The organism is Streptomyces sp. NPDC050509 (assembly GCF_044457965.1).
Lineage (GTDB): Bacteria > Actinomycetota > Actinomycetes > Streptomycetales > Streptomycetaceae > Streptomyces.
The window spans coordinates 160,128-185,126 of record NZ_JBITHL010000003.1 but is presented as its reverse complement, the minus strand read 5'-3'; the positions used below and the strand labels follow the sequence as shown (position 1 = coordinate 185,126).

At 68.9% G+C, this 24,999-nt stretch carries 20 protein-coding genes; 2 read left to right on the top strand and 18 right to left on the bottom strand.

Features of this window, described 5'->3' with window-relative positions; all coding sequences use genetic code 11:
- Nucleotides 1–45: 45 nt before the first annotated feature.
- From nuoN to ACIBJC_RS09825, 14 genes are all read right to left on the bottom strand, one after another.
- Complete coding sequence (gene nuoN, locus ACIBJC_RS09890; protein WP_399290133.1) at nt 46–1,698, bottom strand: NADH-quinone oxidoreductase subunit NuoN; 1,653 nt, start codon at nt 1,696–1,698, stop codon at nt 46–48.
- A complete protein-coding gene (locus tag ACIBJC_RS09885) occupies nt 1,695–3,272 on the bottom strand; it encodes an NADH-quinone oxidoreductase subunit M (RefSeq protein ID WP_399290131.1) in 1,578 nt (525 codons plus the stop codon). The genes nuoN and ACIBJC_RS09885 overlap by 4 nt, the downstream gene beginning before the upstream one ends.
- Nucleotides 3,273–3,278: 6 nt before the next feature.
- Nucleotides 3,279–5,174 carry an NADH-quinone oxidoreductase subunit L gene (gene nuoL, locus ACIBJC_RS09880; RefSeq protein WP_399290129.1) on the bottom strand — a complete coding sequence of 632 codons (1,896 nt, stop codon included), beginning with the start codon at nt 5,172–5,174 and terminating at the stop codon, nt 3,279–3,281.
- A 14-nt stretch (nt 5,175–5,188) separates the two neighbouring features.
- Nucleotides 5,189–5,488 carry an NADH-quinone oxidoreductase subunit NuoK gene (nuoK, locus tag ACIBJC_RS09875; RefSeq protein WP_365638577.1) on the bottom strand — a complete coding sequence of 100 codons (300 nt, stop codon included), beginning with the start codon at nt 5,486–5,488 and terminating at the stop codon, nt 5,189–5,191.
- Nucleotides 5,485–6,342: an NADH-quinone oxidoreductase subunit J gene (locus tag ACIBJC_RS09870; RefSeq protein ID WP_399291148.1), complete on the bottom strand. Its 858-nt coding sequence runs from the start codon at nt 6,340–6,342 to the stop codon at nt 5,485–5,487. The genes nuoK and ACIBJC_RS09870 overlap by 4 nt, the downstream gene beginning before the upstream one ends.
- 44 nt (nt 6,343–6,386) lie before the next feature.
- Nucleotides 6,387–6,968, bottom strand: a complete 582-nt coding sequence (gene nuoI, locus ACIBJC_RS09865; protein WP_399291145.1) for an NADH-quinone oxidoreductase subunit NuoI — start codon at nt 6,966–6,968, stop codon at nt 6,387–6,389.
- A gap of 76 nt (nt 6,969–7,044) precedes the next feature.
- Entirely contained in the window at nt 7,045–8,445 is a 1,401-nt protein-coding gene (gene nuoH / locus ACIBJC_RS09860) for an NADH-quinone oxidoreductase subunit NuoH (protein WP_399290127.1), read from the bottom strand.
- Entirely contained in the window at nt 8,442–10,967 is a 2,526-nt protein-coding gene (locus ACIBJC_RS09855) for an NADH-quinone oxidoreductase subunit G (RefSeq protein WP_399290125.1), read from the bottom strand. Before ACIBJC_RS09855 ends, nuoH begins: the two co-directional genes overlap by 4 nt.
- Nucleotides 10,964–12,325 carry an NADH-quinone oxidoreductase subunit NuoF gene (gene nuoF, locus ACIBJC_RS09850; protein WP_399290123.1) on the bottom strand — a complete coding sequence of 454 codons (1,362 nt, stop codon included), beginning with the start codon at nt 12,323–12,325 and terminating at the stop codon, nt 10,964–10,966. The genes ACIBJC_RS09855 and nuoF overlap by 4 nt, the downstream gene beginning before the upstream one ends.
- Nucleotides 12,325–13,239 (bottom strand): NADH-quinone oxidoreductase subunit NuoE, encoded by a 915-nt coding sequence (nuoE, locus tag ACIBJC_RS09845; protein WP_399291142.1) that lies wholly within the window; start codon nt 13,237–13,239, stop codon nt 12,325–12,327. Before nuoE ends, nuoF begins: the two co-directional genes overlap by 1 nt.
- A gap of 35 nt (nt 13,240–13,274) precedes the next feature.
- Nucleotides 13,275–14,642 (bottom strand): NADH-quinone oxidoreductase subunit D, encoded by a 1,368-nt coding sequence (locus tag ACIBJC_RS09840; protein WP_329828476.1) that lies wholly within the window; start codon nt 14,640–14,642, stop codon nt 13,275–13,277.
- Complete coding sequence (locus ACIBJC_RS09835) at nt 14,642–15,511, bottom strand: NADH-quinone oxidoreductase subunit C (protein ID WP_399290120.1); 870 nt, start codon at nt 15,509–15,511, stop codon at nt 14,642–14,644. Before ACIBJC_RS09835 ends, ACIBJC_RS09840 begins: the two co-directional genes overlap by 1 nt.
- Nucleotides 15,508–16,062, bottom strand: coding sequence for an NADH-quinone oxidoreductase subunit B family protein (locus tag ACIBJC_RS09830; protein ID WP_313944763.1), 555 nt, complete (start codon nt 16,060–16,062; stop codon nt 15,508–15,510). Before ACIBJC_RS09830 ends, ACIBJC_RS09835 begins: the two co-directional genes overlap by 4 nt.
- 19 nt (nt 16,063–16,081) lie before the next feature.
- Nucleotides 16,082–16,441, bottom strand: coding sequence for an NADH-quinone oxidoreductase subunit A (locus tag ACIBJC_RS09825; RefSeq protein WP_329828472.1), 360 nt, complete (start codon nt 16,439–16,441; stop codon nt 16,082–16,084).
- An 847-nt stretch (nt 16,442–17,288) separates the two neighbouring features.
- Between ACIBJC_RS09825 and ACIBJC_RS09820 the strand changes: the two genes are divergently transcribed.
- On the top strand, nt 17,289–18,152 hold the full coding sequence (locus ACIBJC_RS09820; protein WP_399290117.1) for a C40 family peptidase: 864 nt from the start codon (nt 17,289–17,291) through the stop codon (nt 18,150–18,152).
- Between the two features lie 1,342 nt (nt 18,153–19,494).
- Complete coding sequence (locus tag ACIBJC_RS09815; protein WP_399290115.1) at nt 19,495–20,046, top strand: glycoside hydrolase family 25 protein; 552 nt, start codon at nt 19,495–19,497, stop codon at nt 20,044–20,046.
- Nucleotides 20,047–20,128: 82 nt separating this feature from the next.
- Here ACIBJC_RS09815 and ACIBJC_RS09810 read toward each other — a convergent pair whose 3' ends face one another.
- The 4 genes from ACIBJC_RS09810 to ACIBJC_RS09795 all read right to left on the bottom strand — a co-directional run bounded on the left by ACIBJC_RS09810 (nt 20,129) and on the right by ACIBJC_RS09795 (nt 24,935).
- Entirely contained in the window at nt 20,129–22,381 is a 2,253-nt protein-coding gene (locus ACIBJC_RS09810; RefSeq protein ID WP_399290113.1) for an ATP-binding protein, read from the bottom strand.
- 240 nt (nt 22,382–22,621) lie between these two features.
- Nucleotides 22,622–23,254 (bottom strand): DUF6879 family protein, encoded by a 633-nt coding sequence (locus ACIBJC_RS09805; RefSeq protein ID WP_399290111.1) that lies wholly within the window; start codon nt 23,252–23,254, stop codon nt 22,622–22,624.
- Nucleotides 23,247–23,516 (bottom strand): hypothetical protein, encoded by a 270-nt coding sequence (locus ACIBJC_RS09800; RefSeq protein WP_399290109.1) that lies wholly within the window; start codon nt 23,514–23,516, stop codon nt 23,247–23,249. Before ACIBJC_RS09800 ends, ACIBJC_RS09805 begins: the two co-directional genes overlap by 8 nt.
- A gap of 126 nt (nt 23,517–23,642) precedes the next feature.
- Nucleotides 23,643–24,935 carry a geranylgeranyl reductase family protein gene (locus ACIBJC_RS09795; protein WP_399290107.1) on the bottom strand — a complete coding sequence of 431 codons (1,293 nt, stop codon included), beginning with the start codon at nt 24,933–24,935 and terminating at the stop codon, nt 23,643–23,645.
- Nucleotides 24,936–24,999: the final 64 nt, after the last annotated feature.

Genomic DNA, 24,999 nt, shown 5'->3' with positions numbered 1-24,999 from the left:
ACGACGTAGGGACGCGGTGCGCACCCCGTGCGCGCCCCGCCGGGGCTACCGTACGAAGCCTCCCGCCTGGCTCGCCAGGTCGAGGAAGTACTGCGGGGCGACACCCAGGACCACGGTGACCAGGACGCCCACGCCGATCGCCGTCATCGTGAGGGGCGACGGCACGGCGACCGTGGGGCCCTCCGGCTTCGGCTCGCTGAAGAACATCAGGACGATGACCCGGATGTAGAAGAACGCCGCGATGGCCGAGGCGATCACACCGACCACCACCAGCGCGCCCGCGCCGCTCTCGGCCGCCGCCTTGAAGACCGCGAACTTCCCCGAGAAGCCCGAGGTCAGCGGGATCCCCGCGAAGGCCAGCAGGAAGACCGCGAAGACCGCGGCCACCAGGGGCGAACGCCTGCCGAGCCCCGCCCACTTGGAGAGATGCGTCGCCTCGCCGCCCGCGTCGCGGACCAGGGTGACGACCGCGAACGCGCCGATCGTCACGAACGAGTACGCCGCCAGATAGAAGAGGACGGACGAGATCCCGTTGCCGGTCCCCGCGATCACCCCGGCCAGGATGAACCCGGCGTGCGCGATCGAGGAGTACGCCAGCAGCCGCTTGATGTCGGTCTGGGTGATGGCGACGATCGCGCCGCCCAGCATCGTGATGATGACGACGCCCCACATCACCGGCCGCCAGTCCCAGCGCAGGCCCGGCAGCACCACGTACAGCAGGCGCAGCAGCGCGCCGAACGCGGCGACCTTCGTCGCCGCCGCCATGAAGCCGGTGACCGGGGTGGGCGCGCCCTGGTAGACGTCCGGGGTCCACATGTGGAACGGGACGGCGCCGACCTTGAAGAGCAGCCCCATCAGGACCATCGCACCGCCGATGAGCAGCAGCGCGTCGTTGCCCATGGTGTCCGCGAGCGCCGGGCTGACGTTCTGGACCGTGCCGTCGACGACCTCGGCGATCCGGGCGTACGAGACGGAGCCCGCGTACCCGTAGAGCAGCGCGATCCCGAAGAGCAGGAACGCCGACGAGAAGGCGCCCAGCAGGAAGTACTTGACGGCGGCTTCCTGCGACATCAGGCGCTTGCGGCGGGCGAGGGCGCACAGCAGGTAGAGCGGGAGGGAGAAGACCTCCAGCGCGATGAAGAGCGTCAGCAGGTCGTTGGCGGCCGGGAAGACCAGCATGCCGGCCACCGCGAACAGCAGCAGCGGGAAGACCTCGGTGGTGGTGAACCCGGCCTTGACCGCGGCCTTCTCGCTGTCGCTGCCCGGTACGGACGCGGCCTGCGCGACGAAGGAGTCGACCCGGTTGCCGTGCGTCTCCGGGTCGAGCCTGCGCTCGGCGAAGGTGAACACGGCGACGACGGACGCCAGCAGGATCGTGCCCTGGAGGAAGAGCGTCGGACCGTCGATGGCGATGGCGCCCATCGCGGCGATGTGCTTCTTCGTGGTGCCGTATCCGCCCGCCGCGAGCCCGACCACCGCCGCGAAGGACGCGGCCAGGGCGACGACGGAGAGGAAGAGCTGCGCGTGGTAGCGCGCCTTGCGGGGGACGAACGCCTCGGCCAGGATGCCCAGGACCGCGGCGGCCACCACGATCAGCACGGGCGAGAGCTGCGCGTACTCGATCTTCGGGGCCGGGATCTTGGCGATCCCGTCGGCCGCCGTCGTTGTCCACAGGCTGTGGACGACAGTCGCACTCATGGAGCGGCCTCCACCTCGGGCTCGGGATCGGTCTTCTGTACGTCGGACATCGTGTGCTCCACCGCCGGGTTGACGATCTCGGTCAGCGGCTTCGGGTAGACGCCCAGGAAGAGAAGCAGCGCGATCAGCGGGGTGACGACCACCAGCTCCCGGATCCGCAGATCCGGCATGGTCCTGACCTCGTCCTTCACGGCGCCGGTCATCGTGCGCTGGTAGAGGACCAGGACGTAGAGCGCGGCGAGTACGATGCCGAAGGTGGCGATGATGCCGACCACCGGATACCGGCTGAACGTGCCGACCAGGACGAGGAATTCACTCACGAACGGGGAGAGCCCCGGCAGTGAGAGCGTGGCGAGCCCGCCGATCAGGAACGTGCCCGCGAGGACCGGGGCGACCTTCTGCACCCCGCCGTAGTCCGCGATGAGCCGCGAGCCGCGCCGCGAGATCAGGAAGCCGGCCACCAGCATCAGCGCGGCGGTGGAGATCCCGTGGTTGACCATGTAGAGCGTGGCGCCCGACTGGCCCTGGCTGGTCATCGCGAAGATGCCCATGATGATGAAGCCGAAGTGCGAGATCGACGCGTAGGCGATCAGCCGCTTCATGTCGCGCTGGCCGACCGCGAGCAGCGCCCCGTAGATGATGCTGATCAGCGCCAGCACCAGGATCGCCGGGGTGGCCCACTTGGACGCCTCCGGGAAGAGCTGGAGGCAGAAGCGGAGCATCGCGAAGGTGCCGACCTTGTCGACGACCGCGGTGATCAGTACGGCGACGGGCGCGGTGGCCTCGCCCATGGCGTTGGGCAGCCAGGTGTGCAGCGGCCACAGCGGGGCCTTCACCGCGAAGGCGAAGAAGAAGCCGAGGAACAGCCAGCGTTCGGTGTTCGTGGCGATCGACAGGGTGCCGTTGGCCCGCGCGTCCGCGATCTCGGAGAGCGAGAAGCTGCCCGCGACCACGTAGAGGCCGATGACGGCGGCCAGCATGATCAGCCCGCCGACCAGGTTGTAGAGCAGGAACTTGACGGCCGCGTACGAGCGTTGGGTCGCCGCCGCCTCGTCCCCGCCCGCATGGGCGCGGTCGCCGAAGCCGCCGATGAGGAAGTACATCGGGATGAGCATGGCTTCGAAGAGGATGTAGAAGAGGAAGACGTCGGTGGCCTCGAAGGAGAGGATCACCATCGCCTCGACCATCAGGATCAGCGCGAAGAAGCCCTGGGTCGGCCGCCAGCGGCGGTTCGGGTTCACGTCCTCCAGCGGGTCGGCGTCGTGCCAGCCCGCCAGGATCACGAACGGGACCAGCAGCGCGGTGAGCGCGAGGAGCGCCACCCCGATGCCGTCCACGCCCAGTTCGTACCGCACCCCGAAGTCCGCGATCCAGGCGTGGGACTCGGTGAGCTGGTAGCGGGCGCCGCCGGGCTCGAAGCGGACCAGCACCACGGCGGCCAGTACGAGGGTGGCGAGCGAGAAGAACAGCGCCAGCCACTTGGCGGCGGTGCGCCGGGCCGCCGGGACGGCCGCCGTGGCGATCGCCCCGATCGCGGGCAGCGCCGCCGTCGCGGTCAGAAGGGGGAACGACATATCCGGTTACACCGCCCTCATCAGCAGGGTCGCGGCGATGAGCACTGCCGTACCTCCGAACATCGAGACCGCATAGGTGCGGGCATAGCCGTTCTGCAGCTTGCGGAGCCGTCCTGAGAGTCCGCCGAACGAGGCCGCTGTCCCGTTGACCACCCCGTCGACCAGGGTGTGGTCGACGTAGACCAGGGAGCGGGTGAGGTGCTCGCCGCCGCGGACCAGGACGACGTGGTTGAAGTCGTCCTGGTAGAGATCGCGGCGGGCGGCGCGGGTGGCGAACGAGCCGCGCGGGGCGACCGCGGGGACGGGTCGGCGGCCGTACCGGAACCAGGCGGCGGCGACGCCGATGACCAGAACCACCATGGTGGCGCCGGTGACGGCGCCCGCGCTGATCGGCGCGTGTCCGTGGTCGTGTCCGGTGACGGGCTCCAGCCAGTGCAGGAAGCGGTCGCCGATGGAGAAGAACCCGCCGGCGAAGACCGAGCCGAACGCCAGGACGATCATGGGGATGGTCATGGACTTCGGGGACTCGTGCGGATGCGGCGGGTTGCCCTTCTCGTCCGGCTGCCAGCGCTTCTCGCCGAAGAAGGTCATCAGCATCACGCGCGTCATGTAGAACGCGGTGATCGCGGCGCCCAGCAGGGTGACGGCGCCGAGGATCCAGCCCTCCGTGCCGCCCTTGGCGAAGGCCGCCTCGATGATCTTGTCCTTGGAGAAGAAGCCGGAGAGACCGGGGAAACCGATGATCGCGAGATAGCCGAGACCGAAGGTGACGAAGGTGACGGGCATGTACTTCCGCAGGCCGCCGTACTTCCTCATGTCGACCTCGTCGTTCATGCCGTGCATGACCGAACCGGCGCCGAGGAAGAGCCCGGCCTTGAAGAAGCCGTGCGTCACCAGGTGCATGATCGCGAAGACGTAGCCGATCGGTCCGAGGCCCGCCGCCAGGATCATGTAGCCGATCTGCGACATCGTCGAGCCCGCGAGGGCCTTCTTGATGTCGTCCTTCGCGCAACCGACGATCGCCCCGAACAGCAGCGTCACCGCGCCGACCACCACGACCGCCAACTGGGCGTCCGGGGCCGCGTTGAAGATCGCGCCGGAGCGGGTGATCAGGTAGACGCCCGCGGTGACCATCGTCGCCGCGTGGATCAGGGCCGAGACCGGGGTCGGGCCCTCCATGGCGTCGCCCAGCCAGGACTGGAGCGGCACCTGGGCCGACTTGCCGCAGGCGGCCAGCAGCAGCATCAGGCCGATCGCCGTCAGCTTGCCCTCGGTCGCGTCGCCGGTGGCCGCGAAGACCGGGCCGAAGGCGAACGTCCCGAACGTCGTGAACATCAGCATGATCGCGATCGACAGACCCATGTCACCGACACGGTTGACGAGGAACGCCTTCTTCGCCGCCGTGGCCGCGCTCGGCTTGTGCTGCCAGAACCCGATGAGCAGGTACGAGGCGAGACCCACGCCCTCCCAGCCGACGTACAGCAGCAGGTAGTTGTCCGCGAGGACCAGCAGCAGCATCGCCGCCAGGAACAGGTTCAGATAGCCGAAGAAGCGGCGCCGCCGCTCGTCGTGCTCCATGTACCCGATCGAGTAGATGTGGATCAGGGTGCCCACACCGGTGATCAGCAGGACGAAGGTCATCGACAACTGGTCGAGCTGGAAGGCGACGTCCGCCTGGAAGCCCTCGACGGGGATCCAGGAGAACAGATGCTGGTGCAGCGAGCGGTCCTCACCGCTCCTGCCGAGCATGTCGCCGAAGAGCACCACGCCGATCACGAAGGACGCGGCGGCCAGCAGTGTGCCGAGCCAGTGGCCCGTGCGGTCGAGCCGGCGACCGCCGCACAGCAGTACCGCCGCTCCGAGCAGAGGCGCCGCGACGAGCAGCGCAATCAAGTTCTCCACGATTCAGCGACCCCTCAGAGCTTCATCAGGCTGGCGTCGTCGACCGAGGCCGAGTGGCGGGAACGGAACAGCGAGACGATGATCGCGAGCCCGACCACGACCTCCGCGGCGGCGACGACCATCGTGAAGAACGCGATGATCTGGCCGTCGAGGTTGCCGTGCATCCGGGAGAAGGCGACGAACGCCAGGTTGCAGGCGTTGAGCATCAGCTCGACGCACATGAAGACCACGATCGCGTTCCGCCGGATCAGCACACCGGCGGCGCCGATGGTGAACAGCAGGGAGGCGAGGTAGAGGTAGTAGACCGGATTCACCGCTTGACCTCCTTGTCGGCACGGCCGGACCCCGTACCGCCGGGATCCGCGGGGTCGAGGCCGCGACGGCCCAGCCGCTCCGACGACCGCTGCTCCAGCGCCTTCAGATCCGCGAGGGCCTCGTCCGACACGTCGCGGATCTGGCCGCGGTCCTTCAGCGTCCTGCTGACCGTCAGATCGGACGTGGTGCCGTCCGGCAGCAGGCCCGCGATGTCCACCGCGTTGTGCCGGGCGTAGACACCGGGGGCGGGCAGCGGCGGCAACTGGCCGCTCCGTACCCGCGCCTCGGCCATCTCCCGCTGGGTTTTGGCCCGCTCGGTGCGCTCCCGGTGGGTGAGCACCATCGCGCCGACCGCCGCGGTGATCAGCAGCGCGCCCGTGATCTCGAAGGCGAAGACGTACTTCGTGAAGATCAGGGCGGCCAGGCCCTCGACGTTGCCGCCCGCGTTGGCCTGGGCGAGCCCCGTGAAGGAGTTCAGCGAGGCGTTGCCGATGCCCGCGACGAGCAGCACACCGAAGCCGAGCCCGCAGGCGGCGGCCCACCAGCGCTGGCCCTTCAGCGTCTCCTTGAGGGAGTCGGCCGCGGTGACACCGACCAGCATGACCACGAAGAGGAACAGCATCATGATCGCGCCGGTGTAGACGACGATCTGGACGACGCCCAGGAAGTAGGCCCCGTTGGCGAGGTAGAAGACCGCCAGGATGATCATGGTCGCGGCGAGGCAGAGCGCGCTGTGCACGGCCTTCTTCATCAGGATCGTGCAGAGCGCGCCGACCACGGCGACCGTGCCGAGGATCCAGAACTGGACGGCCTCACCGGTCGAGGTGACCGACCCGGCGGCGAGCGAGGGCATCAGCGGGCCCGCCAGGGGCGGCGCCAGGGAACTTGCCAGGAGGCTCATGCTTCGGCCCCCTCGTCCTGCGGCTTCTCACCCTTGCTGACGGCCACCTGCCGGACCGTGCCGGGCGCGGCCTCCGTGACCAGTCCCCGGTAGTAGTCCTGCTCGTCCGTACCGGGGAAGATCGAGTGCGGCGACTCGACCATGCCCTCCTCCAGGCCCGCGAGAAGCTGCTCCTTCGTAAAGATGAGGCTCTCGCGGGAGCTGTCGGCCAGCTCGAACTCGTTCGTCATCGTGAGCGCCCTGGTCGGGCACGCCTCGATGCACAGTCCGCAGAAAATGCAGCGCGCGTAATTGATCTGGTAGACGCGGCCGTAGCGCTCCCCCGGGGAGTAGCGCTCCTCCTCCGCGTTGTCCGCGCCTTCCACATAGATCGCGTCCGCCGGGCAGGCCCACGCGCACAGCTCGCAGCCGATGCACTTCTCCAGGCCGTCCGGATGGCGGTTGAGCTGATGCCGGCCGTGGAAGCGCGGCGCCGTGACCTTCGGCGTCTCCGGATACTGCTCCGTCAGCCGCTTCTTGAACATGGCCTTGAAGGTCAGCCCGAAGCCGGCCACCGGATTCCGCGGCGGACGCGGGATGTCGCCGCCCGGAACGTCCTCCTGGGGAGCGTTCCCCTGCGGATCGCTCCGCTGCGGGAGGTTCTCCTGCGAAGAGTCAGACACTGCCGGCCTCCTTTCCGTCACTCTCGGTACCGTCACTCACAGTATTGACCCCGCCACTGACAATCAGCTCCCGCTCGCGTCGCGGCTGCCTGCGCGGCACCGGCGGCAGCGTCTGTCCGGGCAGCGGCGGTACAGGGAAACCGCCCGCCATCGGGTCGAAGGCCGGTGGCTCCGGTTCGTGCTCCGCCTCGGCCCTGTCCTTCCGGTCTCGGAAGATGTCCGCGATGAACGAGAGCAGCAGGAGCGCGATGATCGCGGAGGCCACGTACAGCAGGATCGTCTGGAAGGAGTAGTTCTCGTTGCGCAGCGCCCGTACGGTCGCGACGAGCATCAGCCAGAGCAGCGAGATCGGGATCAGGACCTTCCACCCGAGCTTCATGAGCTGGTCGTAGCGCACCCGGGGCAGCGTGCCGCGCAGCCAGATGAAGAAGAAGAGCAGCAGTTGGACCTTGAGGACGAACCAGAGCATCGGCCACCAGCCGTGGTTCGCGCCCTCCCAGAAGGTGGAGATCGGCCACGGGGCGCGCCAGCCGCCGAGGAAGAGCGTCGTCGCGACGGCCGAGACGGTCACCATGTTGACGTACTCGGCGAGCATGAACATCGCGAACTTGATGGACGAGTACTCGGTGTTGAAGCCGCCGACCAGGTCGCCCTCGGACTCCGGCATGTCGAACGGGTTGCGGTTGGTCTCCGCCACCATCGTGATGATGTAGATGATGAAGGAGACCGGCAGCAGCAGGATGTACCAGCGGTCCGCCTGCGCTTCGACGATCGCCGAGGTCGACATCGACCCGGAGTAGAGGAACACCGAGGCGAACGCGGCGCCCATGGCGATCTCGTACGAGATCATCTGCGCGCACGAGCGCAACCCGCCGAGCAGCGGATACGTCGACCCCGAGGACCAGCCCGCGAGGACGATGCCGTAGATGCCGACCGAGGCGACCGCGAGGATGTAGAGCATCGCGATGGGCAGGTCGGTGAGTTGCATCGTGGTGCGCTGGCCGAAGATCGAGACCTCGTTGCCCGCGGGCCCGAAGGGGATCACCGCGATCGCCATGAACGCGGGGATCGCCGCGATGATCGGCGCGAGGATGTAGACGGCCTTGTCGGCGCGCTTGACGATGATGTCTTCCTTGAACATCAGCTTCGCGCCGTCGGCGAGCGACTGGAGCATGCCCCAGGGGCCGTGCCGGTTGGGGCCGATGCGCAACTGCATCCAGGCGACGACCTTGCGCTCCCACACGATGGAGAAGAGCACGGTCAGCATCAGGAACGCGAAGCAGAACACGGCCTTGACGAGCACGAGCCACCAGGGGTCGCGGCCGAACATCGACAGGTCCTCGGCGGCGAGGACGCTTCCCGGGGCCGCCGCGATTGAAGCGAAGGCGGTCATGCGCGCACCTCCGGTGCTGCGTCGGCGGGGTCGTCCTGCGAGGGGCCGGCCGGTTCCGCGGGGCCGATACGTACGAGCGTCCCCGGCAGCGAGCCGGTGTCCGCGAGGACGCCGCCTCCCGTGGAGTTCAGCGGCAGCCAGACCACCCGGTCGGGCATCGCCGTCACCGCCAGCGGAAGGGTGACCGTGCCCGCAGGTCCGGTGACGGCCAGGTCGTCGCCGTCCTTGACGCCCGTCTCGGCGGCCGTCGCGACGGAGAGCCGGGCCACCGCCGCATGGCGCGTGCCCGCCAACGCCTCGTCGCCCTGCTGGAGAAGGCCCTGGTCCAGCAGCATCCGGTGGCCCGCGAGAACCGCCTCTCCGCCGCCGGCCCGGGGCACCGGACGGGCCGATTCCGCCGGTTCGGTGGCGCGGAGTCCGTCCCAGCCGCCGAGCCGGTCGAGTTCGGCGCGTACGGCACGCAGGTCCGGCAGCGCGAAGTGCACGTCGAGGGTGTCGGCGAGCATGTGCAGCACGCGCGCGTCGCTCGGCGCGAGCCGCCGCGTCATCTGCTCCGGCTTCAGCGCCGCCTCGAACAGCCGCGCCCTGCCCTCCCAGTTGAGGAAGGAGCCGGGCTTCTCCGCGACCGCCGCGACCGGGAAGACCACATCGGCCCGCTCGGTGACCTCGCTGGGCCGCAGCTCCAGCGAGACCAGGAAGCCGACCTCGTCCAGCGCGGTCCGCGCGCCCGCCGGGTCGGGCAGGTCCGCGATCTCGACGCCCGCGACCAGCAGCGCGCCCAGCTCGCCGTTGGCGGCGGCCCGGACGATCTGGCCGGTGTCGCGGCCGTACCGGTGCGGCAGTTCGCGTACGCCCCACACCGCCGCGGTCTCCTCGCGGGCCCGCGGATCCGTGGCCGGCCGGCCACCCGGCAGCAGCGAAGGCAGCGCGCCCGCCTCCAGCGCGCCGCGCTCACCGGCGCGCCGCGGGATCCACACCAGCCGGGCGCCGGTCGCGGTGGCGGCGCGCGCCGCCGCGGTGAGCCCGCCGGGTACGGCCGCGAGCCGCTCCCCGACGACGATCACGGCACCGGGCTCGCGCAGCGCCCGCGCGGCGGCCGTACCGTCCGCGTCGAGCCCGCTCTCCGAGGCCAGGGCGTCCAGCCACTCGGTCTCGGTGCCTGGCGCGGCGGGCAGCAGCGTGCCGCCCGCCTTCGACAGGCCCCGGGTGACGTGCGTGGCCAGGGAGAACGTCCGCTGGCCGTGCTTGCGGTGCGCCTTGCGCAGCCGCAGGAAGACGCCGGGCGCCTCCTCCTCGGACTCGAAGCCCGCGAGCAGCACCGCAGGGGCGGCCTCCAGCGTGGTGTACGTGATCCCCGTGCCGTCGAGGTCATGGCCCCGGCCCGCGACGTACGCCGCGAGGAAGTCGGCCTCCTCGCCGCTGTGCACGCGCGCGCGGAAGTCGATGTCGTTGGTGTCGAGGGCGACGCGCGCGAACTTGGCGTACGCGTACGCGTCCTCGACGGTGAGCCGGCCGCCCGTCAGGACGCCGGTCCTGCCCCGGGCCGCGCCCAGGCCGCGCGCCGCGGCCTCCAGCGCCTCCGGCCAGCTCGCCGGTTCGAGGACGCCGTCCGCGTTCCGTACCAGCGGGGTGGTGAGCCGGTCGGGCTTCTGCGCGTACCGGAAGCCGAAACGGCCCTTGTCGCAGAGCCACTCCTCGTTGACCTCGGGCGCGTTGGCCGCCATCCGCCGCATGACCTTGCCGCGCCGGTGGTCCGTACGGGTCGCGCAGCCGCCCGCGCAGTGCTCGCACACGCTCGGCGAGGAGACCAGGTCGAAGGGGCGGGATCGGAAGCGGTACGCGGCCGAGGTGAGCGCGCCGACCGGGCAGATCTGGATGGTGTTGCCGGAGAAGTACGACTCGAAGGGGTCGCCCTCGCCGGTGCCGACCTGCTGGAGGGCGCCCCGCTCGATCAGCTCGATCATCGGGTCGCCGGCGATCTGGTTCGAGAACCGGGTGCAGCGGGCGCAGAGCACGCACCGCTCCCGGTCGAGCAGCACCTGCGTGGAGATCGGCACGGGCTTCTCGAACGTACGCTTCTTGCCCTCGAAGCGGGTGTCGGGGTCACCGACCTGCATGGCCTGGTTCTGGAGCGGGCACTCGCCGCCCTTGTCGCAGACCGGGCAGTCCAGCGGGTGGTTGATGAGCAGCAGCTCCATCACCCCGCGCTGCGCCTTCTCGGCGACCGGCGACGTCAACTGCGACTTGACGACCATGCCGTCGGTGCAGGTGATCGTGCAGGACGCCATCGGCTTGCGCTGGCCCTCGACCTCGACGATGCACTGGCGGCAGGCGCCGGCCGGGTCGAGGAGCGGATGGTCGCAGAAGCGCGGGATCTCGATGCCGAGCTGCTCGGCGGCGCGGATCACCAGCGTCCCCTTGGGGACGGAGATCTCGATGCCGTCGATCGTCAGCGAGACGAGATCCTCGGGCGGAACCGCGGCTTCACCGCCCCCGGAGGGAGCATTCGTCGTCACCGTCATGCGTTCACCTCCAGGTGCGGGTTCTGGTCTGCCCACACGGTGGACTTCGCGGGGTCGAAGGGGCAGCCCTTGCCGGTGATGTGCTGCTCGTACTCCGCGCGGAAGTACTTGAGCGAGGAGAAGATCGGGGAGGCGGCGCCGTCGCCGAGCGCGCAGAAGGACTTGCCGTTGATGTTGTCGGCGATGTCGTTGAGCTTGTCGAGGTCGGACAGCTCGCCCTTGCCCTCCTCGATGTCGCGGAGCAACTGGACCAGCCAGTACGTCCCTTCGCGGCACGGCGTGCACTTGCCGCAGGATTCATGCGCGTAGAACTCGGTCCAGCGGGTGACGGCCCGTACGACACAGGTCGTCTCGTCGAAGCACTGGAGCGCCTTCGTGCCGAGCATGGAACCGGCGGCGCCGACGCCCTCGTAGTCGAGCGGGACGTCGAGGTGTTCCTCGGTGAACATCGGGGTCGAGGAGCCGCCCGGCGTCCAGAACTTGAGGCGGTGCCCGGCCCGGATGCCGCCGCTCATGTCGAGGAGCTGGCGCAGTGTGATGCCGAGCGGGGCCTCGTACTGGCCGGGGTTGGTGACATGCCCGCTGAGCGAGTAGAGCGTGAAGCCGGGGGACTTGTCGCTGCCCATGGACTTGAACCAGTCCTTGCCCCGGTTGAGGATCGCGGGAACCGACGCGATGGACTCGACGTTGTTCACCACAGTGGGGCAGGCGTACAGGCCCGCCACCGCCGGGAAGGGAGGACGCAGCCGGGGCTGTCCGCGACGCCCCTCCAGGGAGTCGAGCAGCGCGGTCTCCTCCCCGCAGATGTACGCGCCCGCGCCCGCGTGCACGACGACATCGAGATCGAGCCCGCTGCCCAGGATGTTCGTGCCGAGGTACCCCGCCGCGTACGCCTCGCGCACCGCCTCGTGCAGCCTGCGCAGTACGGGGACGACCTCGCCGCGCAGATAGATGAAGGCCTGCTGCGAGCGGATCGCGTAACAGGCGATCACGATGCCCTCGATGAGGGAGTGCGGGTTGGCGAAGAGAAGGGGGATGTCCTTGCAGGTGCCGGGTTCCGACTCGTCCGCGTTGACGACCAGATAGTGCGGCTTGCCGTCGCCCTGCGGGATGAACTGCCACTTCATCCCGGTGGGGAAGCCGGCCCCGCCGCGCCCGCGCAGACCCGAGTCCTTGACGTACGCGATGAGGTCGTCGGGCGTCATGGCCAGCGCCTTGCGCAGCCCCTCGTACCCTTCGTGCCGCTCGTAGGTGGCCAGCGTCCAGGAGTCGGGCTGGTCCCAGAAGGCGGACAGGACGGGCGCGAGGAGCTTCTCCGGGCTGGTCCCGTTCTCGTTGAGCTCGGTGGCCATGGTCATCACTCCCCCTCCTCGGCTGCGGGTCCGGCCGGGTGGTCCGGGTCGGAGGCCGAGGTCTGCTGCGGCGCATCGTGAGAGCTGAGGTGCTCGGCGCCCGGCTGGGGCGCGTCGTGCGGAGCGTCCTGGGGCTGCCGGTCCCGCGGGGCGGCATCGCGTGGTGGCGCGTCCTGGGGCTGCCGGTCCTGAGGCTGCCGGTCCTGGGGCTGCCGGTCCTGGGGATCAGCGCCGTCCCGGGGGCGTACCACCCGCTGCGGCGCCTCTCCCCTGGCGAGCCGCAGCCCGACCAGCGACGCGGGGCCTGCACCGCCGGTGGCCTCGACGGCGCCGGGGCGCTCGTCGGGGAAGCCGGCCAGGATGCGCGAGGTCTCCTTGTACGTGCACAGCGGCGCGCCCCGGGTGGGCGCCACGGTGTGCCCGTCGCGCAGGTCGTCGACGAGCCGCAGGGCGGTGTCCGGCGTCTGGTTGTCGAAGAACTCCCAGTTGACCATCACCACGGGCGCGAAGTCGCAGGCCGCGTTGCACTCGATGTGTTCGAGGGTGATCTTGCCGTCGGGGGTCGTCCCGTGGTTGTCGACGCCGAGGTGCGCCTTCAGCTCCTCGAAGATGGCGTCGCCGCCCATCACCGCGCAGAGCGTGTTGGTGCAGACACCGACCTGGTACTCGCCGCCGGGCCCACGCCGGTACATGGAGTAGAAGGTGGCGACGGCGGTGACCTCGGCGGTGGTCAGGCCGAGCTGTTCGGCGCAGAAGGCCATCCCCGTACGGGAGACGAACCCCTCCTCCGACTGTGTGAGGTGGAGCAGCGGCAGCAGCGCGGAGCGGGAGTCCGGGTAGCGGCCGATGATCTCCTTGGCGTCCCCTTCGAGCCGGGCGCGTACCTCGTCCGGGTAGGCGGGGGCGGGAAGCTGCGGCATCCCGAGGCTGACCTCGGCTTTGGGCGGTGTGGCGGTCACCGGTCGACGCCTCCCATCACGGGGTCGATGGACGCGACGGCGACGATGACGTCGGCGACCTGGCCGCCCTCGCACATCGCCGCCATGGCCTGGAGATTGGTGAAGGACGGATCGCGGAAGTGCACGCGGTACGGGCGGGTGCCCCCGTCGGAGACGACATGCGCGCCGAGTTCGCCCTTGGGCGACTCCACGGCGGCGTACGCCTGACCGGCCGGGACCCGGAAGCCCTCCGTCACCAGCTTGAAGTGATGGATCAGAGCCTCCATGGACGTGCCCATGATGTTCTTGATGTGGTCGAGGGAGTTGCCCAGGCCGTCCGGGCCGAGCGCGAGCTGCGCGGGCCAGGCGATCTTCTTGTCGGCGACCATCACCGGTCCCGGCTCCAGCCGGTCCAGGCACTGTTCGACGATCCGCAGCGACTGGCGCATCTCCTCCAGGCGGATGAGGAAGCGGCCGTACGCGTCGCAGGTGTCGGCGGTCGGGACGTCGAACTCGAACGTCTCGTAACCGCAGTACGGGTCGCTCCTGCGCAGGTCGTGCGGGAGCCCGGCGGAGCGCAGGATCGGACCTGTGGCACCCAGCGCCATGCAGCCGGTCAGGTCGAGATAGCCGACGTCCTGCATACGGGCCTTGAAGATCGGGTTGCCGGTGGCGAGCTGGTCGTACTCCGGCAGGTTCTTCCGCAGCGTCTTCAGCAGCTCGCGCAGGGAGTCGACGGCGCCCGGGGGGAGGTCCTGGGCGAGCCCGCCGGGACGGATGAACGCGTGGTTCATCCGCAGCCCGGTGATCATCTCGTAGGCATCGAGAATCAGTTCACGATCGCGGAATCCGTAGATCATGATCGTGGTGGCGCCCAGCTCCATCCCGCCGGTGGCGAGACAGACGAGGTGCGACGAGAGCCGGTTCAGCTCCATCAGCAGGACGCGGATGAGCGTGGCCCGGTCCGGGATGTCGTCCTCGATGCCGAGCAGCTTCTCGACGCCCAGGCAGTACGCCGTCTCGTTGAAGAACGACGTCAGGTAGTCCATGCGCGTGACGAAGGTGGTGCCCTGCGTCCAGTTGCGGAATTCGAGGTTCTTCTCGATACCGGTGTGCAGATAGCCGATGCCGCAGCGGGCCTCGGTGACGGTCTCGCCCTCGATCTCCAGGATCAGCCGCAGCACCCCGTGCGTGGAGGGGTGCTGGGGACCCATGTTGACGACGATCCGCTCGTCGTCGGCCTTGGCGGCGGACTGGACGACCTCGTCCCAGTCGCCGCCCGTGACCGTGTAGACGGTGCCCTCGGTGGTCTCCCGGGCGGAGGCGAGCGCGTCGAAGGCGTCCGGGGCGGAGTCCTGCGACGCGGAGGGGTGTGAAGTGGTCATCAGGAGTACGACCTCCGCTGGTCCGGAGCCGGGATCTGGGCGCCCTTGTACTCGACGGGGATACCGCCGAGCGGGTAGTCCTTGCGCTGCGGGAAGCCCTGCCAGTCGTCCGGCATCATGATCCGGGTCAGGGCGGGGTGGCCGTCGAAGATCAGGCCGAAGAAGTCGTACGTCTCGCGCTCGTGCCAGTCGTTGGTCGGATAGACCGCGACCAGGGACGGTACGTGCGGATCGGCGTCCGGGGCGGAGACCTCCAGGCGGATCAGCCGGCCGTGGGTGAGCGAGCGCAGGTGGTAGACGGCGTGCAGCTCACGGCCCTTGTCGTCCGGGTAGTGGACGCCGGACACCCCCGTGCACAGCTCGAAGCGCAGGGCCGGGTCGTCGCGCAGGGTGCGCGCCACCTGGACGAGGTGCTCGCGGTCGATGTGGAACGTCAGCTCGGCGCGGTCGACGACCGTCTTCTCGATGGCGTTCGCGGGAACGAGGCCCTGCTCCTCCAGCGCGCCCTCCAGCTCGTCCGCGATCTCGTCGAAGACTCCGCCGGGGCCGCCGTACGGGCGGGAGGAGGCGCCCGGCAGCGTCACGGTCCGTACGAGACCGCCGTAACCGGAGGTGTCCCCGCCGTTGTTGGCGCCGAACATGCCCTTCTGCACGCGGATGGGCTCGTCGGCCCGGCCGCGCGCGGAGGGAACGTTCGCCCCGGACGCCTGCTCGTCGCTCCCGGACGCCTGCTCGTCGCTCCCGGACGACCGGTCGTCGCTCCCGGACGGCGGCTCGCTGCCTGCGGGCCGCTTCTTGTCATCTCCGGATCGCTGGTCGTCATCCCCGGATCGCTTCTTGTCATCTCCGGATCGCTGCTTGTCGCTCACCGCAGCAGCCCCTTCATCTCGATCAACGGGAGCGCCTTGAGGGCCGCCTCCTCCGCCTCGCGGGCCGCTTCCTCCGCGTTGACCCCGAGCTTGGAGCTCTGGATCTTCTGGTGGAGCTTGAGAATGGCGTCCATCAGCATCTCGGGACGTGGTGGGCAGCCGGGCAGATAGATATCGACAGGGACGACATGGTCGACGCCCTGCACGATCGCGTAGTTGTTGAACATCCCGCCCGACGAGGCACAGACCCCCATGGAGATCACCCACTTGGGGTTGGGCATCTGGTCGTAGACCTGCCTCAGGACGGGCGCCATCTTCTGACTCACCCGTCCCGCCACGATCATCAGATCGGCCTGGCGCGGCGAGCCGCGGAAGACCTCCATGCCGAACCGCGCCAGGTCGTACCGCCCGGCGCCGGTCGTCATCATCTCGATGGCGCAGCAGGCGAGACCGAACGTCGCGGGGAAGACGGAGGACTTCCGTACCCAGCCCGATGCCTGTTCGACGGTGGTCAGCAGGAAACCGCTCGGCAGCTTCTCTTCGAGTCCCATTGGTGGCCCCTCAGCCCCTTTAGTCCCATTCCAGACCGCCGCGCCGCCACACATACGCGTAGGCGACGAAGACGGTGAGCACGAAGAGCAGCATCTCCACGAGCCCGAAAATCCCCAGGGAGTCGAAGGTGACCGCCCAGGGGTAAAGGAAGACGACCTCAATATCGAAAATGATGAAGAGCATCGCCGTCAGGTAGTACTTGATGGGGAATCGGCCGCCCCCGGCCGGCGTCGGCGTGGGCTCGATGCCGCACTCGTACGCTTCAACTTTCGCCCGGTTGTAGCGCTTTGGGCCGATAAGCGTGGCCATGACCACGGAGAAGATCGCAAACCCGGCCCCGAGGGCGCCGAGCACGAGGATGGGTGCGTAGGCATTCACGCCCCTCAGCTCCTTCCAGTCGTCCTTGACCGTTGGATCGCACCGGGCGGACCGCCTCGCCGCCTCGTCGCGGATCACCGAAGATCGCGCACATGTGAGGCAGTTCACAAGCCCGGCTGCCCCGCATCCTATGCCCGGTGGGCTGTGATCTGCGACACGGGGTACAGAGGCGACTTTGTGATCTCCACCACCTGACGAAGGATCATGAAGTCGGATGAGGGGTGATCTTCATACGCGAAGCGGCCACGTGATCACCAGACGTGACATTCGAGCCCGTCGGTGCTGGCCAGAGGCGTGTTGCCCTATCAAGAGATGCACCGTACAAGCAAATTGGCGATGAGACACTTTCGAGTGATACGGCGTCGAGGGTCACCCGGGTGAGGGACCGGCGGGCTCCAGATGGACCGATGTGGATATGTGCACGCATTCACGAGCAACCCGGCGCGAGCGTGGAGACACCCCTCGCGCGGGCGCGCGAGCGACGGAACGACCTCGGGGGAGCAGCGGAAAGACCTCGGTCGGGAACGCCTTACACCTCATGTGACCGGACCGACAGTCGAACAGTGACCGAGCCGTTATCTGCGCGTCGGGAAAGTGACCTGTGTCACTTCACGCAACCCCCCAAAGAAGGGGGCTTGGCCATGAGTGCGAAGCAATGGTAGGCGACAGGCAATTCGGACGTTTATCGGAAAGCCCATGATCACGGCCATGATCACCCTTGCCCGGTTTGCCCGTTACGGCGTCAATAAGAGCCCCCGGAAAGCGGATTCACAGATTCCGGACGCAACTGTGGCGCACCCCACGTTTCTTGACGGGAACCCGGGCCGACCTGATAGCCGTTGGTCTCATGTCCCACACCGCTCAGATACCCAGCCACCGGAAACCCCGCCGGAGCACCCCGCGCGTCACCCTTCGGGCCGGAGTCGCCGGTGGCGTCCTCAGCACGATCGCGGTCGCAGGTGCCGCCGCGCCGGCGAACGCCGAGCCGGTGACCGAGACCATCGAAATGCCCACCCTCACCGCCGGCCTCGCCGGTGACTTCGCCCGGTCCGCCGACGCGACCCAGCGAGTGGCCAACACCCTGGACCTCCAGGCCCAGCAGGACGCCGCCGCCGCGAAGGCGGCCAAGACCGCCAAGACGGCGAAGGCGGAGGCCGAGCGCAAGGCCGAGGCCAAGCGGAAGGCCGAAGAGGCCAGAGTGAAGGCCGCCAAGGCCGCGGAGGCCGCCGAGCGCGCCTCCCGCTCCACCGAGCGCACGGCGCTCGCCAGCACCTCGAACTCGGACTCCGGCTCCAGCACGGGCTCGTCCTCTTCCTCGTCCTCGAACACGGTCTCCGAGACCACCTCGCAGGCCACCGGCTCGGCCGCGTCCGTCGTCGCCTTCGCACAGGCGCAGGTCGGCGACGCGTACATCATGGGCTCCACGGGCCCGAACGCCTGGGACTGCTCCGGCCTCGTCCAGGCCGCGTTCAGCCAGATCGGCGTCGACCTCCCCCGCGTCTCGCAGGACCAGTCGGTGGCAGGCACGCAGGTCTCCCTGGACAACCTCCAGCCGGGCGACATCCTCTACTGGGGTGGCGCGGGCAGTGCGTACCACACGGCGATCTACATCGGCGGCGGCGAGTTCATCGGCGCGCAGAACCCGAGCAAGGGCGTCGTCAAGGCCTCCCTGGACTACGACCCGCCGAGCGGCGCGGTCCGCGTCCTCTGATACGGCCCAGCCCCACGCTTCACGCTCCACGGCGAAGACCCGCACCCCGACCCGGGGATGCGGGCTTTCGCCGTTGCGGCGAGCCCGGGGTGCGTTGTGGCGGGCGAGCGGCCTGTCGGGGTGGGCCGGGGGTGCTTTATGGCGGGCGGTCCGCCCCCTCCCTGGTCCGATGATCGCGGCTCCGGGGCGTGCGTCAAGGGCGCTCCTACGTCGCGTCGGCTGCGCCGATGTCGCTGCGCTCCACCCTTGACCCACACCCCTCCACCGCTGGAAAAGGCGTGGGGAGGGGGCGGGGGGGAGGGGTCCCCTGGGGAGCACTGCTTGTCGCTGAGGTCGGTTCCAGGCTGGCGGGTGGGTTTGCCCTGCGGGGCGCGCGGTCGTGGAGTGGGGCGGTGGCGGCTTTCGTCAAGCGGCTCCCCACCGGATGGCGGCTGGGCTTCATGCCCCGCTGGTCACTCGTCGTGGGTGGGGAGGCCGGGTGGAGTCGGGGCGGATGTGACGTGTGGGGCGGGAGTGGTGTGCAATGGGGAAGTGTGTGCCGAGAGTCCCGCATAGGTGCGCTGGCTGCACGCAGTCACGGAACAACGGAGCCCCCCCCCCAATCAGACGGGGCAAACTGGGGCATAACGCATGCTTTCTGGGTGGGGAAGCGCCCTATCGACCACCAAGACCCCGCCCTGCCCCGGCACCGCATCCCGCCCCGGCACCCCACCACCCCGACTCCATCAAGGCACCCGGCTGCGTCAAGTCGCCCCACTCCACGCCCCATTCACCACCGCCCCCACCCACGGCGAATGACCAGCGGGGCATGAAGCCCAGCACACGACCGGTCGACGGACGCTTGACGAAGCCCGTCACCGCCCCACTCCACTACTGCGTGCCCCGCAGGGCGAGCCGGCCCGGCGGCCTGGAACGGAGCCCAGGGACATCGGTGTTCCCAGGGGACCCCTCCCCCCGCCCCCTCCCCACGCCTTTTCCAGCGGTGGAGGGGTGTGGGTCAAGGGTGGAGCGCAGCGACATCGGCGAAGCCGACGCGACGCAGGAGCGCCCTTGACGCACACCCCGGAGCCGCGATCATCGGACCAGGGAGGGGGCGGACCGCCCGCCATCATCCGCCACCGGCCCACCCCGACAGGCTCGGCGCCTCTGCCGACGCGGCGAGATCGGGGGGCTCCGGGCCGACGTTCAGGCTCCGGCCCTGATCCTCAAGATCTGATCAAGGTCGCACTTAACCCGATCGAGTGATGGCAAGCTAACTCCTCCTGGGTAGAAGACACTTACGTCATTTCGCACCACACGCCAGACGATCCCTACATCTTCTGGCCAGGAGGAAGCTCCCCCCATGACCATAAAAGGCATCGACGTCTCGTCGTATCAGAGTTCGAACTACACCACCTCCGGCTTCGACTTCGTCTTCGTCAAAGCCACCGAAGGCACCTCGTACATCAACCCGAGGATGTCCGCCCAGGCCGCCCACGGCCGGGCGGCCGGGCTTGTTGTCGGGTTCTACCACTTCCTGCGGGCCGGGAACATGAAGGCCCAGGCCAGGTACTTCGTCGAGGAGTGTTCCAGCATCGCCTACGACCCCCTCTTCGCGGATTGGGAGGACAGCGATGTCTCCAACGCGCAGAAGGACTCCTTCCTCGCCGAGGTGAAGCGGCTGCGCGGGGAGACGCATCGCGTCGGGCTGTACTGCAACCGGGACTACTGGCTGAACCGCGACACGACCAGCAACGCGGGCGACGCCCTGTGGATCGCCGATTACGTGACCGCCGGGAAGCCCCGGATCCAGGCCGCGTGGAAGTTCCACCAGTACACCGACAGCCCGCTCGACACGAACCTCGGTCAGTTCGCCGACCGTGCCGCGCTGAAGAAGTGGGCCAGAAAGGGCTGAGGTCCCCCACCGGGTCCGGGTCCCCGCCCCGGCACCGGTCGATCCGCGCCCCGGATCCATGCCCGTGCGCCACGACGCCGCCCTACGTCGCCTCGCTCAGCCGTAGTGCCACGCGTTCGCGTGTCGTCGCAGCACGCGGATCGTCGTAAGCGGCGAGGAGTTCGAGCGCCCTCGTCCAGTGCTGCCGCGCGGTGTCTCCCTCCGCGCCTGCATCCGCGCCCGCCCGCGCGTGACGCAGCGCCGCGCCCAGTCCTTCGAGCGCTACCGCCTCGTGCCACGCGTCGCCCAGTTCACGGTGGACCGTGACGGCCGCACGGTGGAAGTGGACGGCCTCGTCGGGACGGTCGAGCAGCGCGTAGGTCTCCCCCGCCCCCTGCCAGGCCTGTGCCTCACGGCTTCGGTCGCCCAGACGGCCGTGCAGCATCGCCGAGCGCTGGTAGGCCGTGAGCGCGTCGCCGTACCGCGTCAGCGCCCGGTGAGCGTTGCCGAGAGCGATCAGCCACCAGCCTTCCGCGACATGGCTGCGCAGATCCAGGGCGATCCGTACCGCTTCCTCGGCAGCCCGCAGGGAATCCTGGAACTCTCCACGATCCAGGTGAATCGCGCTCCGGATCCAGAGCGCGTTGCCGATGCTGCGTGCGTTCCCTCGCCGACGGTGGAAGGACAAGGCACGCTGAAGGCGCTCGGCGGCCTCCGTAAGGCGACCGGCTTGATAGTGGGCTTGCGCGAGATTGGTATCGGACACGGCTTGCCAGTGCGTCTCTTCCAGCTCTCCGAAGATCGCGGACGCCTGCTCCAGCGGGGCTTCCGCGCCGGCGAGGTCTCTTATCCGCAGGTACACCAGGCCCAGGGCGTTGAGCGAAGTGGCTTCGCCGTATCTGTCGTTCTCTTCCTGCCGGATCTCCAGGGCGGCCTGATGGCAGGAGAGGCTGTCGGCCAGTCGGCTGGTCTTCGTGTGTCCGAAGGCCAGGCTCTCCAGGATCCTGGCTTCCGCGGGGCGGTCACCGAGACGGCGGGCTGCGGGGAGGCCGATGCCGCCCATGACCATCCAGTCCGCGGTGAGCGCGGAGGGCGCCTTGGCATTCCACAGGATCGCCGGCAGCCGCCACGCGTATTCGTCGAGGCCGGACTTCTCGGCGGCCCGGATCAGGGGAAGGAAGTTGGCCTGCTCCTGTTCCGACCAGTCGACGGCCTGGTCGTACTCGCCGAACACCCGTGGCGAGACACGGGCGGCCGGTGGGCCGGTGAGGAGGTGCTCTTCCTCGGGCCTGATCCATGCCTGCGCCGCGTCGGCCGTGTGTACGTACCATTCGAGAAGGCGGAGCAGCGCCTCTTTCCGGCCCTCCGGGGATACCTCCCGCCGCACCTGATCTCTGGCATAGGCGCGTAAAAGGTCATGGAATTCGAACCGGTTCGGTGCTTTCTGTTCCAGGAGATGCGCGCCCATCAGTGTGTCCAGGAGTTGACGCGCACGACGCACTTCGACGCCTGCCAGGGCTGCTGCTGCGGCGGCGGAGATCCACGGCCCCGGGTGCAGTCCCAGCAGGCCGAACATCCGGGCGGCGGCCGGTGGCAGGGCGCGATAGGACCAGGCGAACACCGCGCGTACGGCTTCGGATTCTTCCTCGTCGCCGGCGCTCAGAGCGTCCCACAGCGCCGATTCGTCCCGCAGATCAGCGATCAGTTCGTCCAGCCGCATGTGTGGTTGGTTGGAGGCGCGTTCGGCGGCGATGCGCAGGGCGAGCGGCAGGCGGGCGCACAGCCGGGCGAGTTCGGCCAGTTGATCGCTGTCGTCGGACCGGTGGTCGGCGGTGATGGTACGGAGCAGGGCGACCGCCTCCGGCTCCGCCAGGGTGCCGAGGGTCAACCGGTGCGCACCGTCGCGGATGGTGAGTCCGGACAGCCGCCTCCGGCTGGTGACGACCGTCAGGCAGCGGGCGTTCCCCGGCAGCAGCGGACGGACCTGGGCGACCGTGGCGGCGTTGTCCAGGACGATCAGCATTCTGCGGTCGGCCAGCAGGGAGCGGTAGAGCGCGGCGGCGGCTTCGGGGTCGGAGGGGACCGCGTCCGGCGCTGTCCCCAGTGCCAGCAGGAAGCGAGGCAGCAGCTCCGTCGCGGTGAGCGGCGCCCCCGGGTCGTAGCCGCGTAAGTTGGCATACAGGTGCCCGTCGGGAAAGCGGTCTGCCACCCGGTGCGCCCAATGCAGGGCGAGCGAGGTCTTTCCCGATCCGGCCGTACCGACGATGACATGTACGGGGACGCCGAAGAGTGAGCCGGGAGCGCCCGTGGCCGCCGGATCGCCGCCCACGGAGAAAGCCGCGTCCAGCTTCCGCAACTGCTCCGCGCGATTGACGAAGTTTCGTATGTCCGCTGGAAGTTGGCGTGGTCTCGGGCTTTGGCCGGGGTGTTCTTGTGCATCGCGGCCGTGGAAGTGGATATCGCCGGTCACCTGACCGGCCTGCACCACATCACGGGTAGTCCCCGACAGGTCCGAGTGTGTACCGCCGGGGTTCGCTTGCCGGTTGGTCCTCGTGGTTCTCGGGTTTTCTTCGCCCTCACCGCTCCTGGTGATCTTCTACTCCCCTTCTGCCCGAGGAGGAGGCAGATGCGCCACATGGCGATCGACGTAGGAAGTGATGTCCTCGCCGTCCTCGTACAGCTCTTTGATGAAACCTTCCCAGCGTCCGATGAGACCGGAATCGGCGAAACGAATTCCCCCGTCCAGAACTCCGGCCTCGGTGTAGACGACCTCGTACAGCACCTGGCTCCCCAGGACGACGATCTCGGGCAGCGGGGCGGATGCCTCCAGCGCCTTCAGCCTGTCGCCGCTGGCCACGCGAACAGGGACTCCGTGCTCGGCCTGGAAACGAAGAGAGTTCAGCTCCCACTGGAGATAAGAGGTCAGGGGCTCTTCCACCACTCGAACCCGGTGGAAAACGCTGTCCCGTTCACCGCGTTCCCGGACGACCCTGGACCAGTGTGTGGCCCCTTTTTCCGCCATGAGCCGCAGCGCTCCGTCCCAGTCGCCGCTTTGAAAGGCTTCCCAACTGGGCGAGCCCGGCTCCTCGAAGTGCTGCCTTCGCTCGAACTTCCAACTGTCCCGTCCGGTGATCTTTTCGTCGCGCTGCCGGAAGTCACGCCGGTAGTCGTCCCGGAGAAGCCGCTGCCCCTGATGCCCTTCGAACGCGAGAGCGCTACGGTCACGCATCCGCGATGTCCGGCTTCGCCGCGCGCAGCATACGTCCGGGGATGACGATCAGACGCTCGTCATGAGAGATCGACATACCCGTGGGGAGATGGGACCGGTACGTATCCGTGAGGTCCCGGCCTACGACGGCGATATCACCGTTGTCCAGCTCCCAGATGTCGGGGCATCCGTCGTCATCGTCGGTGACACCGAGCTCTCCGGCCGATTTCCCCAACCGGCGCGACAGTAAAGCCGACGGATCGGCCTCCCAAGGACGGGCCATGTGAACACCCTTTCGGCAGGCGTCGATCACATTTGTAGTGCCCTCGATTCTAGGAAACCCGCCGACTCGGCAGTAAGGACATAACGAGCCAACAGCCCACACTTTCGGGTGAGTTGCCGAGCGGCGTCACGCCTTCGGCGCCACCTTGGAAAGCCCGTTGATGATTCGGTCCATCGCGTCGCCGCCCGTCGGGTCCGTCAGGTTCGCCAGCATCTTCAGCGTGAATTTCATCAGCAGCGGATGCGTCAGTCCGCGTTCCGTCGCGAGTTTCATGACCTTCGGGTTGCCGATGAGCTTCACGAAGGCGCGGCCCATCGTGTAATACCCGCCGTAGGTGTCCTTGAGTACCTTCGGGTAGTGCAGCAGGGCCAGTTCGCGCTGTGCGGGGGTCGCGCGGGCGTGGGCCTGGACGATGACGTCCGCCGCGATCTGGCCCGACTCCATGGCGTACGCGATGCCCTCGCCGTTGAACGGGTTGACCATGCCGCCCGCGTCGCCGACCAGGAGCAGGCCCTTGGTGTAGTGCGGCTGGCGGTTGAACGCCATCGGGAGCGCGGCGCCGCGGATCGGCATCGTCATGTTGTCGGGGGTGTAGCCCCAGTCCTCGGGCATCGACGCGCACCACGCCTTCAGCACCTCGCGCCAGTCCAGCTCCTTGTACGCGGAGGAGGAGTTGAGGATGCCGAGCCCGACGTTGGACGTGCCGTCGCCCATGCCGAAGATCCAGCCGTAGCCGGGCAGCAGCTTGTCGGGGCCCGGGCCGCGCCGGTCCCACAGCTCCAGCCAGGACTCCAGGTAGTCGTCGTCGTGGCGGGGCGAGGTGAAGTACGTCCGTACCGCCACGCCCATCGGGCGGTCCTCGCGGCGGTGCAGCCCCATCGCGAGCGACAGCCGCGTCGAGTTGCCGTCGGCGGCGACGACGAGCGGCGCGTGGAAGGTGACCGGGGTCTTCTCCTCGCCCATCTTGGCGTGGACGCCGGTGATCCGGCCCGTGCGCGCGTCGGTGATCGGGGCGCCGACGTTGCAGCGCTCGTGCAGCCGGGCGCCGGCCTTCTGGGCCTGCCGGGCGAGCTGCTCGTCGAAGTCGTCGCGCTTGCGGACCAGGCCGTAGTCCGGGTACGAGGCCAGGTCCGGCCAGTCGAGCTGGAGCCGTACGCCGCCGCCGATGATCCGCAGCCCCTTGTTGCGCAGCCAGCCCGCCTCTTCGGAGATGTCGATGCCCATCGACACGAGCTGCTTGGTGGCGCGCGGGGTGAGACCGTCACCGCACACCTTCTCGCGCGGAAACGCGGTCTTCTCCAGCAACAGGACGTCCAGGCCCGCCTTGGCGAGGTAGTACGCGGTCGTGGCACCGGCCGGACCGGCTCCGACGACGATGACGTCCGCGGTGTTCTCGGAGAGGGGCTGGGGCTCGGTCACAGCGGGTTCTCCCGAAGACTCGAAATCGTGTACCGGACGGCACTGGTCCTGTGCAGTCTATGGG